We start from the raw sequence: 16,156 nt of genomic DNA, 5'->3' as shown, positions 1-16,156 counted from the left end.
CCCGGGGTGCCTTGCGGCACCCATCGCCGGCAAGGCCGGCTCCCACAGGAAACAGCACTTTTGCAACCCTGCTCATTGAGGGAGCCGGCCTTGCCGGCGATAACTTCCTGACAGCCAAAGGAGTCTTCATGAAGTACCTCCCGCTCATTTTCGCCATAGCGCTTCCACCTGCCTTCGCCACCAGCAACGACCTCGGCGACGACACCCCGCTCACCCTCAACGGCTGCATCATCCAGGCCGAAAGCCAATGCCCGAATGCCAAGCTGCAAAACGCCGACCTGAGCAACCAGGACCTGCGCAAGATGAACCTGGCCGGTGCCGACCTGCGCGGGGCCAACCTGCGCCATGCGCGACTGGACTTGGCCAACCTGGAAAAAGCCGATCTACGCGGCGCCAACCTGACCCGCGCAAGCCTGCAACAAAGCAACCTGCGCCTGGCCAACCTCAGTGGTGCCAGCTTGATTGCCGTACAAGGCTGGGGCATGTTTGCCCAAGGCGCGAACTTCAATGACGCCAACCTCAGCGCCGCCTACCTGGAGTTTGCCCGCCTCTCGGGCGCCAAGCTGCACAACACCAACCTGCAGGCTGCGGACCTGGAGATGACCTGGCTGAGCAAGGCCGACCTCAAGGGCGCCAACCTGGCCGATGCCAATCTGCAGGAAGCCAAGTTTGGTGAAAGCAACCTGGAGCAAGCCGACCTGCGCGGCAGCCGTCAGCACTACGCCAACTTCCAGGACAGCAACATGGATGGCTGCAACGGCTGCCCGAAAACCTGGGACTGACGCACTTACCGATGCAACAAACAACCCTGTGAGCCGGCCTTGCCGGCGATGAGGCAGCCAGTACTAGGCAGCAATACGCAACAACCCCGCCTCAATCGCCAAATGCACCAGCTCCGCATGGGAACTCACCTGCAATTTGCTCTTGAGCAAGGTCAGGTAGTTGGACACTGTCTTGCTGCTGATGCACAGGTAGTCGGCGATCTGCCGGGTCGGCATGCCCTTGGCCAGCATCAGGAAGATCTCCGCCTCGCGCGGCGTCAGCCCCTGGCCGACCTGTGGCTGGCAAGCCAGCTGGGTCGCCAGCGCCTGCTCGATGTAGGCATGCCCGGCCAGCACTCGGCGCACCGCCTCAACCATCACCAGCGCCGGCGCCGCCTTGGACAGAAAACCACAAGCCCCCGCCTCCAGCGCCTGGCGCACCAGGCCCGTTTCGGCATGTTCGCTGAAAAACAGCACACGCAACTGCGGCAGGCGCTGACGTAGGCGCCGTGTGGTTTCCAGGCCGCTGATGCCCGGCAGGTCAAAGTCCATGATGACCAGCCCGGGGATCTCCAGCTGTACCTGCTGCAACGCTTCCTCGCCGGTACTCGCCTCGCGGATCGGCACCCCTTCCAGGCCACTGCTCAAGGCGAAGGACAGCCCCAGGCGCATCATCGGGTGATCATCAACCAGCAAAATGGCCATGGTCGAATAACTCCTGTATTCATCAATACGCCATGCTAGAGCGCCGCGCCCCCCATGCAGCCAGTACTTTAGTAGCGCTTTTGCTGTCGATGGTCGCATTCCCAAAGCGCCAACACTGGCCTGTAATACCGGCATAACAAAAATGAGACTGCCGACCATGCTGCCGCGCGCCCTGTCCGCCCTTGCCTGCCTGACGCTGTGTACGTCACTGGCCGCCACTGCCCTTGGGCAAACGCCGCTGTTTTCCAGCGACGGGTATCGCCTGGGCCTCTATCGCAGCCCTACACCGGCCCAATCCGATGCCGGCGATACGATTGACACCGCAACCGTGCAAACCCTGTTGCAACAGCAACCGCCCCCACTGCTGATCGACGTCTACAAGCGCCAATGGCTCAATGGCCGCTTCATCGACAGCGAAGCGCACGCCAACCTGCCCGGCAGCCACTGGCTGGCCAATACCGGCGATGGTGTGCTGAACGCTGACTGGGCCGGCTATTTCGCACGTCACCTGCAACGCCTGAGCAACGGCGACCGGCAACGCCCGCTGGTGTTCTACTGCCGCGCCGATTGCTGGTTGAGCTGGAACGCGGTCAAGCGCGCCGCCGCACTGGGCTATACCCGCCTGTACTGGTACCGTGACGGCCTGGACGCCTGGGAAGGCGCCGGGCTGCCGGTCACCCTGGCCACCCCGGAAACCTTCCCCTGAATCGCACTTGCCTTGCGGCCATACCCACAACAATAAGGTGCAAAGCCATGTACAAGATTCTGATCGCCGACGACCACCCACTGTTTCGCGAAGCCATCCACAACGTGATCAGCGACGGCTTCCCCGGCAGCGAAGTGATGGAAACCGCCGACCTCGACAGCGCCCTGGCCGTTACCGGCGAGCATGACGACCTGGACCTTATCCTGCTCGACCTGAACATGCCCGGCATGCATGGCCTGGGCGGCCTGATCAACCTGCGCAACGAGGCGCCGACCATTCCGGTGGTGATCGTCTCGGCGGAACAGGACAAGCAGGTGGTGCTGCAAGCCATCACCTACGGTGCGGTCGGCTTCATCACCAAATCCTCGCCGCGCGCGCAGATGACCGAGGCGATCGAGCAGATCCTCAACGGCAACGTGTACCTGCCGCCCGACATCATCCGCACGCAAAAAAGCAGCGGCCGGCGCACCCACAGCGAAACCCAGGGTTTCGCCCCGGAGCTGCTCCAGGCCCTGACGCGCAAGCAATTGCTGGTGCTCGAACGCATGACCAAGGGCGAATCGAACAAGCAGATCGCCTACCACCTCGACATCGCCGAAACCACGGTCAAGGCGCATGTCTCGGCGATTTTGCGCAAACTCAATGTGCACAACCGGGTGCAGGCGATCCTCAGTGCCGGCGACATCGACTTCAGTGCCTACCTGCGACGATAGTCATGAATGATCGGCGCAATGGAAATTAACCATTGAAACCGCAATGCCCCGTGCAGTAAGCTCGGTCGCATTCAACTGGAGCAACAGCATGTCGCACATCACCCACACTCACGCTTGCAACACCGGTCGCCTTGCGCGCCCTGTGGCTGTGGCCGAGTGCGCGACCGTTGCACCGGCTGGCTTCTATTTTGGGTATTGGTTTAGCCAAAGGCGCCGCTGATACCCTCAACGGCGCCCACTCACAAGGGGCCGCCGAAAACGAGAATACTCAAACCCCCGGTCGGCCCACCCCGACCGGGGGTTTTGTTTTTTGGCGCTGTACACAACTGACACGTATTGAGGAATTGAACATGAACTACGCCACTTCTTACCGTTACCAACCCTTTACCTGGCGATTTAGCCATTGCCGTTCGGGCCAGCCAGCCGCCTCCGATCGGTCCGTTTCAGGTGGCAACCACACACAGTCAAGAAATCGAACACCTCGATAGGGCCGAAGCCGCGGGCCAGACCCCGCCTTCCGCCCCAGGAAACCCGAACATGAACGCGTCCGCCCAAGCTCTGCCCCTGACCCAGCAACACACCGCAGCGGCCAACACTTCGGTCAGCCTGCGCCTGCCAAGCCCGCTGCAACTCAAGCAGCAATTGCCCCTTTCCAGCGCCCTCGCCGCCCTGGTCCAGCAGCAACGCCAGGCCGTCAAGGCCATCCTCGAAGGCCGTGATTCGCGCCTGCTGGTGATCGTCGGCCCTTGCTCGTTGCACGACCCGCGCGCCGCCCTCGAATACGCCGAACGCCTGGCCAGCCTGTCCAAACAGGTGGATGACCAGTTGTTGCTGGTAATGCGTGCCTACGTCGAAAAACCACGCACCACCGTTGGCTGGAAAGGCCTGGCCTACGATCCGTTCCTTGATGGCAGCGATGACATGCAAACCGGCATCGCGCTGTCTCGCGAGCTGATGATCGACATGCTCAAGCTCGGCCTGCCAGTCGCAACCGAGTTGCTGCAGCCGATGGCCGCCGGCTACTTCGATGACGTGCTGGGCTGGGCCGCGATTGGCGCGCGCACCACCGAGTCGCAGATCCACCGCGAGATGGTCAGTGGCCTTGGCCTGCCGGTCGGTTTCAAGAACGGCACCGACGGGGGCGTCGGTATCGCTTGCGACGCGATTCGCAGCGCGGCCCATCCGCACCGGCATTTTGGCCTGGATGCCCAGGGCCACCCGGCCATCGTCGAAACCTTGGGCAACCCGGACACCCACCTGGTATTGCGCGGCGGCCACAAGGGCCCGAACTACGATGCAGCGAGCATCGAGCAGGCGCGCCAGGGCTTGGCCAAGGGCGGGATTGCAGCGCGAATCATGGTCGATTGCAGCCATGCCAACAGCGGCAAAGACCCGCTGCGCCAACCGGCGGTGTTCGACGCCGTGTTGCAGCAGCGCCTGGCTGGCGACCGTTCGATTGTCGGCATGATGCTGGAAAGCAACCTGTTCGAAGGCTGCCAGGCACTGGGCAAGGGCGCGCTGGAGTACGGCGTGTCGATCACCGATGGCTGCCTGGGTTGGGCAGGCACCGAGCAACTGTTGCGTGACGCGGCCAGCGCGCTGCGCTAGGCTCTGCTTTTTACTCAATCAGGAGCCTTATCATGGCCAAAGCTACCGCCCGTCACATCCTCGTTGCCACTGAAGACAAGTGCAACGAACTGAAGACCCAGATCGAAGGCGGCGCCGATTTTGCCGAAGTTGCCAAGGCCAATTCCACCTGCCCATCCAGCCGCCAAGGCGGTGACCTGGGTTCGTTCGGTCCAGGCCAGATGGTCAAGGAATTCGACACCGTGGTGTTCAGCGCGCCAATCAACGTGGTGCAAGGCCCGGTGAAAACCCAGTTCGGTTACCACCTGCTGGAAGTGACCAGCCGCCAGGACTGATTTGTCTTGAAACGCATCGCCGGCAAGGCCGGCTCCCACAGTGACATCTACCCGTCACGCTACCTGTGGGAGCTGGCCTTGCCAGCGATGAAGTTTGCAAGAAACCTCCTGCTTGTCTGCCTGCTCCTACCTCATACCCCCCTGTTCGCCGCCCCCTCCCACGCCCTCACCGTCTACGGCGAACCACCCCGCTACCCCGCCAGTTTCCAGCACTTCGACTACACCAACCCGAATGCCCCGAAAGGCGGCAGCCTGCGCCGCTCGGCCATCGAGATCGGCCAGTTCGACCATGTGCTTCCTTATATAGACAAAGGCATCGGCGTCAGCGAAGTCGATGGCTGGGTCTACTCGCCACTGGCCGTGCGCTCCCTGGATGAGCCCTACACGGTCTACGGGCTGATCGCCGAGAAGATCGAACGCAGCGCCGACGGCCTGTCGCTGCGCTTCTACCTCGACCCACGCGCGCGCTTTGACGATGGCCAACCGGTGCGCGCCGAAGACGTGCGCTACACCTACCAACTGCTGCTGCGCGAAGGCGACCTCAAGTACCGCAGCCAGTTCGCCGATGTCGCCGAGGTGGTCGTCGAGTCGCCCCGCCAGGTACGCTTCGACTTCAAGAACAACCTCAACCGCACCCTGGCACTGGACCTGGCCACCCTGCCGGTGCTGCCCGAGCACTGGTGGAAAACCCGCGACTTCGCCAACGGCGGCGGTTTCGAGGCCCCGTTGGGCAACGGCCCCTACCGGGTGGCGCGGATCGACAACGGCCGCAGCATCACCTTTGAACGCAACCGCGACTGGTGGGCCAAAGACCTGCCGGTGAACCGCGGCCGCTACAACTTCGACCAGCTGCGCATCGAGTACTTCGGCAACACCGAGGTCGCCCGCCAGGTGCTGCGCGGCGGTGGCTACGACTACAACCGCGAATTCTCCGCCACCGGCTACACCATCGGCTACAACGGCCCAGCGCTGGATGACGGCCGCCTGCAACGCGCGCAACTGGCCCGTGAAGCACCGCAGCCGGCACAGGGCTTTGTGTTCAACCTGCAACGGCCAGTGTTCCAGGACCGTCGCGTGCGCCAGGCGCTGGGCCTGCTGTGGGATTTCGAGTGGAGCAACCGGCAGATGATGCGCGACCTGTACATCCGCCAGCAGAGCTTCTTCTCCAACACCGAACTGGCCGCCCGCGCCCTGCCGGATGCCGCTGAACTGGCGATCCTGGAGCCGTTGCGCGGGCAAGTGCCGGGCGAGGTCTTCACCCAGGTGTTCGAAGCGCCGCGTACCGACGGCTCGGGGATCATCCGCGACAAGCAGCTGCAAGCCCTGGCCCTGTTGCAAGCGGCCGGCTGGCAGCCTGAGGGCGATCACCTGGTCAACGCCCAGGGCGAGCCACTGGCCTTCACCTTCCTCAACGGCCAGAGCGGCATGGAGCGCCTGCTGCTGCCCTGGAAACGCACGCTGGCGCAGATCGGCATTACCCTGGACATCCGCAAAGTCGACTCGGCCCAGTACGTCAACCGGCTGATGGCCCGCGACTATGACTTGATCGTCACCGGTTACCCGGTCACCGCCGCGCCAGGCCTGGAGCTGTACAGCTACTTCGGTTCGGCCGCCGCTGACGACCCCGGTTCGAACAACTACATGGCACTGCGCAACCCCGCCGTCGACAGCCTGCTCGACGGCCTGGTCAAAGCGGCTACCCAGGCTGATATGCTGCGCTACGCCCACGCCCTGGACCGCGTGCTGCAATGGAACTACTACTGGATCCCCAACTACTACCCACCCGGCACCTCCAGCGCCTGGTGGAACCGCTTCGGCCGGCCGAAGACCGAGGCCGCCAATGACCCGGGCCTGGACACGTGGTGGGAAATCAGCCCCAGCGCACTGACCAACGCAGAAATGGCCGAGCGCCTGAGGCAGCGGCCATGACCGCGTATATCCTGCGGCGCCTGCTGCTGATCATCCCGACCCTGCTGATCATCCTGCTGGTGAATTTCGCCATCGTCCAATCCGCCCCCGGTGGCCCGGTGGAACAAGCGATTGCACACCTGCAAGGCATCGGTGGTGGCGCGCCCGGCGCAAGTGCGGAGACTGTGGGTGGCGGCTCACGGGCAACGCGCGGCCTGGACCCGAAACTGCTGGAAACCATCAAGCAGCAATACGGTTTCGACAAGTCAGCCCCCGAGCGCCTATGGCTGATGCTGACCAGCTATGCCCGCCTGGATTTCGGCAACAGCTTCTTTCGCGGGGCCAAGGTCACCGACCTGATTCTGCAAAAGCTGCCAGTGACCTTCTCGCTGGGCATCTGGGCGACCCTGATCACCTACCTGGTGTCGATCCCGCTGGGCATTCGCAAGGCGGTGCGCCACGGCAGCCTGTTCGATGCCTGGAGCAGCACGCTGATCGTGATCGGCTACGCCTTGCCGGCGTTCCTCTTCGCCCTGCTGCTGATCGTGCTGTTCGCCGGCGGCACCTCGCTGAACTGGTTCCCGGTGCGCGGGCTGGTCTCGGAGAACTTCGCCGAGCTGAGCCTGCTGGGCAAGGTCGCCGACTATTTCTGGCACCTGGTGTTGCCGGTTGGCGCCCTGGTGATTGGCGGCTTTGCCACCCTCACCCTGCTGACCAAGAACGCCTTCCTCAATGAAATCACCCGCCAGTACGTGGTCACCGCGCGTGCCAAGGGCCTGAGCGAGCGGCGGGTGCTGTACGGGCATGTGTTCCGCAACGCCATGTTGCTGGTGGTGGCCGGGATTCCCCAGGCCCTGATCACCGTGTTCTTTGCCGGCTCGCTGCTGATCGAGGTGATCTTCTCCCTCGATGGCCTGGGCCGCATGAGCTACGAAGCGGCGGTTTCCCGTGACTACCCCGTGGTGTTCGGTACGCTGTTCATCTTCACCCTGTTCGGCTTGTTGATCCGCCTGATCGGCGACCTCTGCTACACCCTGGTCGACCCGCGCATCGACTTCGACTCAAGGGGGCACTGATGTTCGCCCTGTCGCCCGTATCCCGTCGACGTTTCGCGCGCTTTCGCAAGAACCGTCGCGGCTGGTATTCGCTGTGGGCATTCGGCCTGCTGATGCTGCTGAGCCTGGGCGCAGAGCTGATTGCCAACGACAAGCCGCTGCTGCTTGGCTACCAGGACAGCCTGTATTTCCCGGCGCTCAAGCGCTACACCGAGCAGGAGTTCGGCGGCCAGTTGCCGTTCCAGCCAGACTACCGCAGCGATTACGTGCGCAAGCTGATCGCCGATCAAGGCGGCTGGATGCTGTTTGCACCGATCCCGTTCAGTGCCGACACGCCCAACTATGATTTGCGCGTGCCCACGCCCAGCCCACCCACGGCCAGCAACTGGCTGGGCACGGACGATCAGGGCCGCGACGTGCTGGCCAGGGTGCTGTATGGCACGCGCATTTCCATCCTATTTGCCTTGGCGCTCACGGTCATCTCGACGCTGATCGGCGTCACAGCCGGGGCGCTGCAGGGCTACCACGGTGGCTGGATCGACTTGATGGGCCAGCGGCTGATGGAGGTATGGTCCGGGCTGCCGGTGCTGTACCTGTTGATCATCCTCAGCGGCTTTGTCGAGCCGAATTTCTGGTGGCTGCTGGGGATCATGGCGCTGTTTTCCTGGCTGGCCCTGGTCGATGTGGTGCGTGCGGAGTTCCTGCGTGGGCGCAACCTCGAATACGTGCAAGCGGCCCGCGCGCTGGGGCTGCCGGATCGCCTGGTGATCCTGCGGCACATCCTGCCCAATGCCATGAATGCCACCTTGACCTACCTGCCGTTCATTCTCACGGGAGCGATTTCGACCCTGACCGCCCTGGACTTTCTGGGCTTCGGCATGCCGGCCGGCAGTGCCTCGCTGGGTGAACTGGTCAACCAGGGCAAGCAGAACCTGCAAGCGCCCTGGCTGGGCTTTACCGCGTTTTTTGCCCTGGCACTGATTCTCTCGCTGCTGGTGTTCATTGGTGATGCCTTGCGCGAGGCCTTCGATCCGCGCGCCTGATCCGGGCATAATCGCAGCCCTTACCTCGGCGGAGTGGCCCATGCACGACAGCGACAGCCTCAAGGACTATCAACGGGTCAGCCTGCTGGCAATCCGCTCGCTGTTCAAAATCATCGAGCAATCGAGCGAAGGCACGGTGATCGTCGACCGCGATGCGCGCATCGTCTGGATCAACGAGCGCTATGCCAAGCGTTTCGGCCTGGTGGATGCCAGCGCGGCCATCGGCCAGCCCTGCGAAAGCGTGATCCCCGGCAGCCTGATGCGCGAGGTGGTGACCCAGGGGCAGCCGATCCTGCTGGACATGCTCGACACGCCAAAAGACCCGCTGGTGGTGATGCGCCTGCCGATCCATGACGATGCTGGCAGCCTGATCGGCGCCATCGGCTTTGCCTTGTTCGATGAGTTGCGCAGCCTGTCACCACTACTCAAGCGCTACGCGAGCATGCAGCAGGAACTGGCCTCGACCCGTTCGTTGCTGCGCGCTCGTCAAGCTAAATACAGCTTTGCCCAGTTCATTGGCACCAGTGCCGCGAGCCTTGAGGTGAAACGCCGGGCCAGGCGCGGCGCAAGCAGCGATTCGCCGGTGTTGTTGCTGGGCGAGACAGGGACCGGCAAGGAACTGCTCGCCCATGCAATTCACGCGGCGTCGCCACGGGCGCACAAGGCGTTTGTCAGCATCAACAGCGCGGCGATCCCGGAAACCCTGCTTGAGGCGGAGTTCTTCGGCACGGCGCCGGGCGCGTTTACCGGGGCGGATCGCAAAGGCCGGGCCGGCAAGTTGCAGATCGCCGAAGGCGGCACGCTGTTCCTCGACGAAATCGGCGATATGCCGCTGGCCTTGCAGAGCAAGCTGTTGCGGGTGTTGCAGGAGAAGGAGTACGAGCCAGTCGGCTCCAACCAGATGCTGCGCAGCGACGTGCGGGTGATTGCCGCCACGTCCAAGGACCTGGCGGCGGCCATGGCCCGTGGCGAGTTTCGCGCAGACCTGTATTACCGCCTGAATGTATTGCCTATCCATGTGCCGCCGCTGCGGGAACGGCTGGATGATTTGCCGGCGCTGAGCGAGGCGATTCTGGAGGAGTTGGGCAGCCGGCATGAGCTGGAGGACGAAGCGCAGGCGTTGCTCGGGCGTCACGCCTGGCCGGGGAACATTCGTGAATTGCGCAATGTGCTGGAGCGGGCGACGTTGCTGGCGGAGCAGGTGCGTTTGAGCAGTGCGGATATTCAGGTGGCGCTGGGGCCGTTGAGCCCTTTGGCGGTGGAAGCCACGCAGCAAAGTTATAGAGAAGCTTGCGAGGCATTTGAACGGCAGTTGCTGGAGAGCGCCCTGGCACGTTGTGCGGGGAATGTGCCCGAGGCGGCGCGGGAACTGGGTTTGGGGCGGTCTACCTTGTACAAGAAGTTAGTCGCGCTTGGAATAAAGTCTCTATAGAGAGACTTGAATCTCATATTCAAGACAGAACCAATCCAAACACTGACACGCCCTGTGGGAGCTGGCTTTGCCAGCGATCGACCGCAAATCGGTCGCTGATTTTACTGGCCTCATCGCCGGCAAGGCCGGCTCCCACAGGGGTTAGTTGTCTACAAATTGAGACTTATTGCAGGATCATTTTGAGAAAATCATATAAATCATTTAAATATCAACAACTTATAAAATTGGCACGATTCCCGCTATCTCCTGCAACCCAACAAAAACAAGATTCACCCAAGGAGACACTCGATGAGTGTAATCATCGCCCTGGCAGCCCTCGCGCTGCTGATGCTGGCTGCTTACCGTGGTTATAGCGTTATCCTCTTCGCCCCGATCGCCGCCCTCGGCGCGGTCCTGCTGACCGACCCCTCCGCTGTCGCCCCCGCCTTTACCGGGGTGTTCATGGAAAAAATGGTCGGTTTCATCAAGCTCTACTTCCCGGTCTTCCTGCTCGGCGCCGTGTTCGGTAAGCTGATCGAGTTGTCCGGCTTCTCCCGCTCCATCGTCGCCGCCGCCATTCGCCTGCTCGGCACCCGCCAGGCCATGCTGGTGATCGTGCTGGTGTGTGCGCTGCTCACCTACGGCGGCGTGTCGCTGTTCGTGGTGGTGTTCGCGGTGTACCCGTTTGCCGCCGAGATGTTCCGCCAGAGCAACATCCCCAAGCGCCTGATCCCGGCGACCATCGCCCTGGGCGCGTTCTCCTTCACCATGGATGCCCTGCCCGGTACGCCGCAAATCCAGAACATCATCCCCAGCACCTTCTTCAACACCACGGCCTGGGCAGCGCCCTGGCTGGGGCTGATCGGCACGATCTTCGTGTTCTGCACCGGCATGCTCTACCTGCAACGCCAACGCAACAAAGCCCTGCGCGCCGGTGAAGGCTATGGCACAGAGCTGCGCAACGAGCCCGAGACGGCTCCCGACCTGAAGCTGCCCAACCCGTGGCTGGCCCTGTCGCCGCTGATTCTGGTGGGGGTGATGAACCTGCTGTTCACCCACTGGATCCCGCAGTGGTATGGCAAGACCCACAGCCTCAGCCTGCCTGGCCTGAGCGCACCGGTACAGACCGATATCGCCAAGCTCACCGCCATATGGGCAGTGGAAGCAGCCTTGCTGCTGGGGATTTTGCTGGTGCTGGTCAGCGCCTTCGGGGTGATCCGCACACGCTTGGCCGAAGGCAGCAAAAGTGCGGTCAGCGGCGCCTTGCTGGCCGCGATGAACACCGCTTCCGAATATGGCTTTGGTGCCGTCATCGCCTCGCTGCCCGGCTTCCTGGTGCTGGCCGATGCACTGCGCAGCATCCCCAACCCGCTGGTCAACGAAGCCATCACCGTCACCCTGTTGGCGGGGATCACCGGTTCGGCCTCCGGCGGCATGAGCATCGCATTGGCGGCCATGGCCGACAGCTTCATCGCCGCCGCCCACGCCGCCAATATTCCGCTGGAAGTCCTGCACCGCGTGGCTGCGATGGCCAGTGGCGGCATGGATACCCTGCCGCACAACGGCGCGGTGATCACCTTGCTGGCCGTGACCGGGCTGACCCACCGCGAAGCCTACAAGGATATTTTCGGCATCACCCTGATCAAAACCCTGGCGGTCTTCGTGGTGATCGCTACTTTCTACGCTACTGGCATCGTTTAAGGAGCTGCCCATGAACCTCACTGGAAAAGTCGCCCTGGTTACCGGGTCCACCAGCGGCATTGGCCTGGGTATCGCCCAGGCCCTGGCGCAGGCCGGTGCCGATGTCATCCTGAACGGCTTTGGCGATGCCAGCACAGCGCTGGCCGAGGTCGGCCGCCACGGCACCCGGGTCGGCCACCACCCGGCGGACCTGAGCAGCATCGAACAGTTGGCCGAGCTGTTCAGCTACGCCGAGCGCGAGTTCGGCGGCGTCGATATCCTGGTCAACAATGCTGGCATCCAGCATGTCGCACCGGTCGAGCAATTCCCGGTCGAGCGCTGGGACGCGATCATCGCCCTGAACCTTTCGGCCGTGTTCCACAGCACCCGCCTGGCCCTGCCTGGCATGCACCAACGCAACTGGGGGCGGATCATCAATATCGCCTCGGTGCACGGCCAGGTTGGCTCGGTGGGCAAGGCCGCCTATGTGGCAGCCAAGCACGGCGTGATCGGCCTGACCAAGGTGGTTGGCCTGGAAACCGCCACCAGCCAGATCACCTGCAATGCCATCTGCCCCGGCTGGGTGATGACCCCGCTGGTACAGAAACAGATCGACGATCGCATCGCCACAGGCGTTGACCCACAGCAAGCACAGCAAGATCTGCTTGCAGAAAAGCAGCCGTCCCTGGCCTTCGTCACCCCGCAACACCTGGGTGAGCTGGTATTGTTCCTGTGCAGCGAAGCCGGTAGCCAGGTTCGCGGCGCCGCCTGGAACATCGACGGTGGCTGGCTCGCCCAGTAACCCCCCAGGCAACGGGCGCTTGAATCCTGGCTGGCTTCGGACCTTATTTTCATCAGCAAGGAGCCTTCATGCGCCCTATTACCCTGACCGCCCTGTTCACCCTGTCGCTGGCCGTTGCCGCCCACAGCCAGGCGGCCAGCCTCAAGGATGTTGCCCCCTACCCTGAAGCCGACAAAGGCTTCAAGCGCCAGGTGATCCACTTGCCGCCGCAAACCGACGAGTATGCCTTCAAGGTCGAGATCCTGGCCGGCAAGCAACTTGAAGTGGACTGCAACAAGCAGCGCCTTGGCGGCAAGCTCGAAGAGAAAACCCTCGAAGGCCGGGGCTACAACTACTACCGCCTGGACAAGGTCGTCGGCCCCATGACTACCTTGATGGGCTGCCCCGACAACAGCAAAACCAAGGCCTTCGTGCCAGTTGTCGGCGATGGTTTCCTGCTGCGCTACAACAGCAAGCTGCCCATCGTGGTCTACGCCCCGAAAGACATCGAGGTGCGCTACCGCATCTGGTCGGCGTCTACCGAGGTGAAGCAGGCCAGCGTGGAGTAACCTGTGTCAGGTGCCCCGGTGCCTATCGGTGCTGGGGCATTTTCATGCGCACATCGTGCCGCACGATCAGGCATAATCCGCCGTTTTCCGCGCACTGCCGAGGCACCCACCTGATGAAAGCACAGGCCCGTCACATCCTGGTCAAGACCGCCGAAGAGGCTGAACAGCTCAAGCAACGCATCGCCAAGGGTGAAGCATTCGACGTGTTGGCCAAGAAATACTCCACCTGCCCGTCCGGCAAACGCGGTGGCGACCTGGGCGAAGTGCGTCCAGGGCAGATGGTCGGCGCCATCGACCAGGTGATTTTCAAGAAGCCGGTGCGCACCGTACACGGCCCTATCAAGAGCAAATTCGGCTATCACCTGGTGCAGGTGGTGTACCGCGACTGAGGGTCGTCTACTCGACTCCAGGCAATCTGCCAACTGGTATTTATGCCAGTTGTCGATATTTCCAATTGCTCTATATCTGTCAGGCAAGACCCATCCAGTGCTAGCAGGGTACTGGAACGGCTGTGGTCGCCGACCTGTGTGGATATGGAGTCTGCCCGATGCGCGCCTCACTCATTGTGGTTCTCAGTGCCCTTCCCCTGGCCTCTGTGGCTGACAACCTGGTGGTCAACCCTGGCGACAGCCTGGGCGCCATCGTCCAGACACCGCTGATCGACGACTTCAAAATGTTCGGTGGCACGGTGCAGTCCCTGGCCCAAGGGGATGGCCGGGATACGTTCCTGATGGAGAGCGGAACCATTGTCGGTGCCTTTGAAGACGGAGACGTCGCGACACAAACTGGCGGCAGCATTGGCCGCGTCGACATGAAGCTGGATAACAACATCTACAACATGAGCGGCGGCACGATCATCGGCAACCTGGTGACGGGGTTCGGCAACGACACCATTACGGTCAGCGGCGCGAGCAAGATCGGCGGTAACATCAGCACCAGCGGCGGCGTGGACATTGTCACGGTTACCGGCGGCGACATTGGCGGCAATATCCTGCTCAGCGCCGGCAATGACGTCTTCAACTGGAACACTGGCGGGCTGATCCATGGGCTGGTGCAGATGGGCATTGGTGATGACCAGGCGACACTGACTGGCCTTAGCGAAACCCAGTTGAGTTCGACTGCGTTGATCAATGGCGATACTGGCAATGACACACTGGTGTTCGACCAAACCACGACCAGTGTCGCAGCGCGTTATACCGGCTGGGAAAACATTGCCCTGATCAAAGGCTCGAAGTTCGACCTGAATGATCCACTCGTACTCGGTGATTCAGCCTCGGGTACCGGGATACTTTCCGTGGATGGCCAAAGCACAATCTCGTCACGCAGCGGCAGCATTACGTCAGCAGTTGCCGGGCAACACGTGACGGTGACCAACGCGGGGACGATAGACCTCACTGGCGGCAACGATGCCCAGGGGCGCCTGACCATCAATGGCAATTACACGGGCAACAGCGGCACCCTGAAACTCAACAGTGTGCTGGCAGGTGACGGTGCGGCTTCGGACAGACTGGTAGTCAACCAGGGCGCGATTTCCGGAACCACCAACCTGACGATCAACAACCTGAAAGGTGCAGGCGCGCTGACCAGCCAGAACGGCATTCAAGTGGTCGAAGCCGCCAATGGCGCCACCAGCAGCAATGGCGCCTTTGTGCAGACCCAAACCCTCTCAGCCGGAGCCTTTGACTATCGCCTGTTCAAGGGTGGGGTCACGGCGGGCAGTGAAAACAGCTGGTACCTGCGCTCTACCGTGGTGGCGCCGGTCGCGCTGCCACCGGCGGACCAGCCACAACCAGTCGTGCCACCGGCTGTCAGCGTCCCGGTCGCTGCGCCCGCACCCAATCAGCCCGCGCTGCCTCAGGCCGTTGCAGGCAAGAGCATCCCGCTGTACCGCCCGGAAGTGGCCGTTTATGCCGCCGCACCGCGCGCGGCAGCACTGGTCGCCCGCAGTGCATTGGGCACATTCCACCAGCGTCAGGGCGATCAAGACTTGCTGCAGGAAACCGGCGCGGTGTCGGCCAGTTGGGGCCAGGCCTACGGCAGCAGTTTCCATCAAAGCTGGTCGGGTACGGTCAGCCCAAGCCTGGATGGCAACCTGTACGGTTTCAAGGTCGGCCAGGACCTGTACGCCTGGCTCAGCGACAGTGGCTATCGCCAGCATGTCGGCGTTTATCTCGGGCACGGCAGGATCGACGGCGATGTAAAAGGCTTTGCCCTTGGCACCCAGGACACCTCTGTGGGCGACCTGAGGATCGACAGTGACAGCGTCGGCGCCTACTGGACCCTGATCGGCCCGCAGCGCTGGTACGTGGATGCCGTGGTGCAGCATTCGAGCCTGGACGGCCGGGCGCGCTCTGATCGTGGCGCCAAGTTGGACCTGGATGGGCACGCCTGGACCGGCTCGCTGGAAGTGGGCTACCCCTTTGCCCTGTCACCTGAGTGGAGCTTGGAGCCGCAGGCGCAGATCATTGCGCAAAAGGTCTCGCTGGACAGCGCCAACGACAGCGTCGCCCATGTCAGCTATGACGCGCAGACCGAGCTGACCGGGCGTCTTGGTGTGCGCCTGGAAGGCAAGTTCAAGTCGGCTAGCGTGCCACTGCAGCCGTACTTGCAGGCCAACGTCTGGCACGGCGATGGCGGCCGCGACACCTTGACGTTTGATAATGTCGACCAGATCAAGACTGACTACCGCACGACCTCAATGGACGTCGGCACTGGCCTGGTGGCGCAGATCAACGCGAATTTCAGCGTGCATGCCGGCATCGACTACAGCACCAACCTGGATGCACGTCAGCAGGAGCGTGTTGGGGCCAATCTGGGGCTGCGCTTGAGTTACTAAGCTGTACGGCAGTGTTTTTTGTGGGAGCGGGCCTTGTCCCCCTCCCACAAAGGGCTCCACCAACCG

Annotated in this window: 15 protein-coding genes; 14 read left to right on the top strand and 1 reads right to left on the bottom strand. The window is 62.6% G+C overall.

Translation table 11 applies throughout. The features are described 5' to 3' along the window. Nucleotides 1-128: 128 nt before the first annotated feature. Nucleotides 129-782 carry a pentapeptide repeat-containing protein gene (locus M5G11_RS00770; RefSeq protein WP_273912603.1) on the top strand — a complete coding sequence of 218 codons (654 nt, stop codon included), beginning with the start codon at nucleotides 129-131 and terminating at the stop codon, nucleotides 780-782. Between the two features lie 63 nt (nucleotides 783-845). Here M5G11_RS00770 and M5G11_RS00765 read toward each other — a convergent pair whose 3' ends face one another. Then, nucleotides 846-1,466, bottom strand: coding sequence for a response regulator (locus tag M5G11_RS00765; protein ID WP_273912604.1), 621 nt, complete (start codon nucleotides 1,464-1,466; stop codon nucleotides 846-848). 160 nt (nucleotides 1,467-1,626) lie between these two features. Between M5G11_RS00765 and M5G11_RS00760 the strand changes: the two genes are divergently transcribed. The 13 genes from M5G11_RS00760 to M5G11_RS00700 all read left to right on the top strand — a co-directional run bounded on the left by M5G11_RS00760 (nucleotide 1,627) and on the right by M5G11_RS00700 (nucleotide 16,090). After that, the gene (locus M5G11_RS00760; protein WP_420793853.1) at nucleotides 1,627-2,172 is read left to right on the top strand and encodes a PQQ-dependent catabolism-associated CXXCW motif protein; all 546 of its coding nucleotides are present in this window, start codon (nucleotides 1,627-1,629) and stop codon (nucleotides 2,170-2,172) included. A 47-nt stretch (nucleotides 2,173-2,219) separates the two neighbouring features. Further along, nucleotides 2,220-2,885, top strand: coding sequence for a response regulator transcription factor (locus M5G11_RS00755; RefSeq protein WP_273912606.1), 666 nt, complete (start codon nucleotides 2,220-2,222; stop codon nucleotides 2,883-2,885). A gap of 537 nt (nucleotides 2,886-3,422) precedes the next feature. Continuing rightward, nucleotides 3,423-4,493, top strand: a complete 1,071-nt coding sequence (locus M5G11_RS00750) for a 3-deoxy-7-phosphoheptulonate synthase (RefSeq protein WP_273912607.1) — start codon at nucleotides 3,423-3,425, stop codon at nucleotides 4,491-4,493. 32 nt (nucleotides 4,494-4,525) lie between these two features. Then, nucleotides 4,526-4,807 (top strand): peptidylprolyl isomerase, encoded by a 282-nt coding sequence (locus M5G11_RS00745; RefSeq protein ID WP_273912608.1) that lies wholly within the window; start codon nucleotides 4,526-4,528, stop codon nucleotides 4,805-4,807. A gap of 87 nt (nucleotides 4,808-4,894) precedes the next feature. Beyond that, nucleotides 4,895-6,736: an extracellular solute-binding protein gene (locus M5G11_RS00740; protein ID WP_273912641.1), complete on the top strand. Its 1,842-nt coding sequence runs from the start codon at nucleotides 4,895-4,897 to the stop codon at nucleotides 6,734-6,736. Continuing rightward, nucleotides 6,733-7,791 carry a microcin C ABC transporter permease YejB gene (locus tag M5G11_RS00735; protein ID WP_273912609.1) on the top strand — a complete coding sequence of 353 codons (1,059 nt, stop codon included), beginning with the start codon at nucleotides 6,733-6,735 and terminating at the stop codon, nucleotides 7,789-7,791. Before M5G11_RS00740 ends, M5G11_RS00735 begins: the two co-directional genes overlap by 4 nt. Beyond that, nucleotides 7,791-8,813, top strand: a complete 1,023-nt coding sequence (locus M5G11_RS00730) for an ABC transporter permease (protein WP_273912610.1) — start codon at nucleotides 7,791-7,793, stop codon at nucleotides 8,811-8,813. Before M5G11_RS00735 ends, M5G11_RS00730 begins: the two co-directional genes overlap by 1 nt. Before the next feature lie 40 nt (nucleotides 8,814-8,853). Next, nucleotides 8,854-10,245 (top strand): sigma-54 interaction domain-containing protein, encoded by a 1,392-nt coding sequence (locus M5G11_RS00725; protein ID WP_273912611.1) that lies wholly within the window; start codon nucleotides 8,854-8,856, stop codon nucleotides 10,243-10,245. Between the two features lie 288 nt (nucleotides 10,246-10,533). After that, nucleotides 10,534-11,925, top strand: coding sequence for a GntP family permease (locus tag M5G11_RS00720; protein ID WP_273912612.1), 1,392 nt, complete (start codon nucleotides 10,534-10,536; stop codon nucleotides 11,923-11,925). A gap of 10 nt (nucleotides 11,926-11,935) precedes the next feature. After that, nucleotides 11,936-12,706: a 3-hydroxybutyrate dehydrogenase gene (gene hbdH / locus M5G11_RS00715; protein WP_273912614.1), complete on the top strand. Its 771-nt coding sequence runs from the start codon at nucleotides 11,936-11,938 to the stop codon at nucleotides 12,704-12,706. Between the two features lie 68 nt (nucleotides 12,707-12,774). Then, nucleotides 12,775-13,254, top strand: coding sequence for a serine protease inhibitor ecotin (eco, locus tag M5G11_RS00710; RefSeq protein WP_273912615.1), 480 nt, complete (start codon nucleotides 12,775-12,777; stop codon nucleotides 13,252-13,254). Nucleotides 13,255-13,367: 113 nt separating this feature from the next. Further along, a complete protein-coding gene (locus tag M5G11_RS00705) occupies nucleotides 13,368-13,643 on the top strand; it encodes a peptidylprolyl isomerase (RefSeq protein WP_273912616.1) in 276 nt (91 codons plus the stop codon). Between the two features lie 158 nt (nucleotides 13,644-13,801). Continuing rightward, nucleotides 13,802-16,090, top strand: coding sequence for an autotransporter family protein (locus M5G11_RS00700; protein WP_273912617.1), 2,289 nt, complete (start codon nucleotides 13,802-13,804; stop codon nucleotides 16,088-16,090). Nucleotides 16,091-16,156 lie beyond the last annotated feature (66 nt).

The organism is Pseudomonas fontis (assembly GCF_028656955.1).
GTDB classification, from domain to species: Bacteria; Pseudomonadota; Gammaproteobacteria; order Pseudomonadales; family Pseudomonadaceae; genus Aquipseudomonas; species Aquipseudomonas fontis.
Note: the sequence above shows the minus strand (reverse complement) of the source record. Positions and strands in the feature narration are given on the sequence as shown.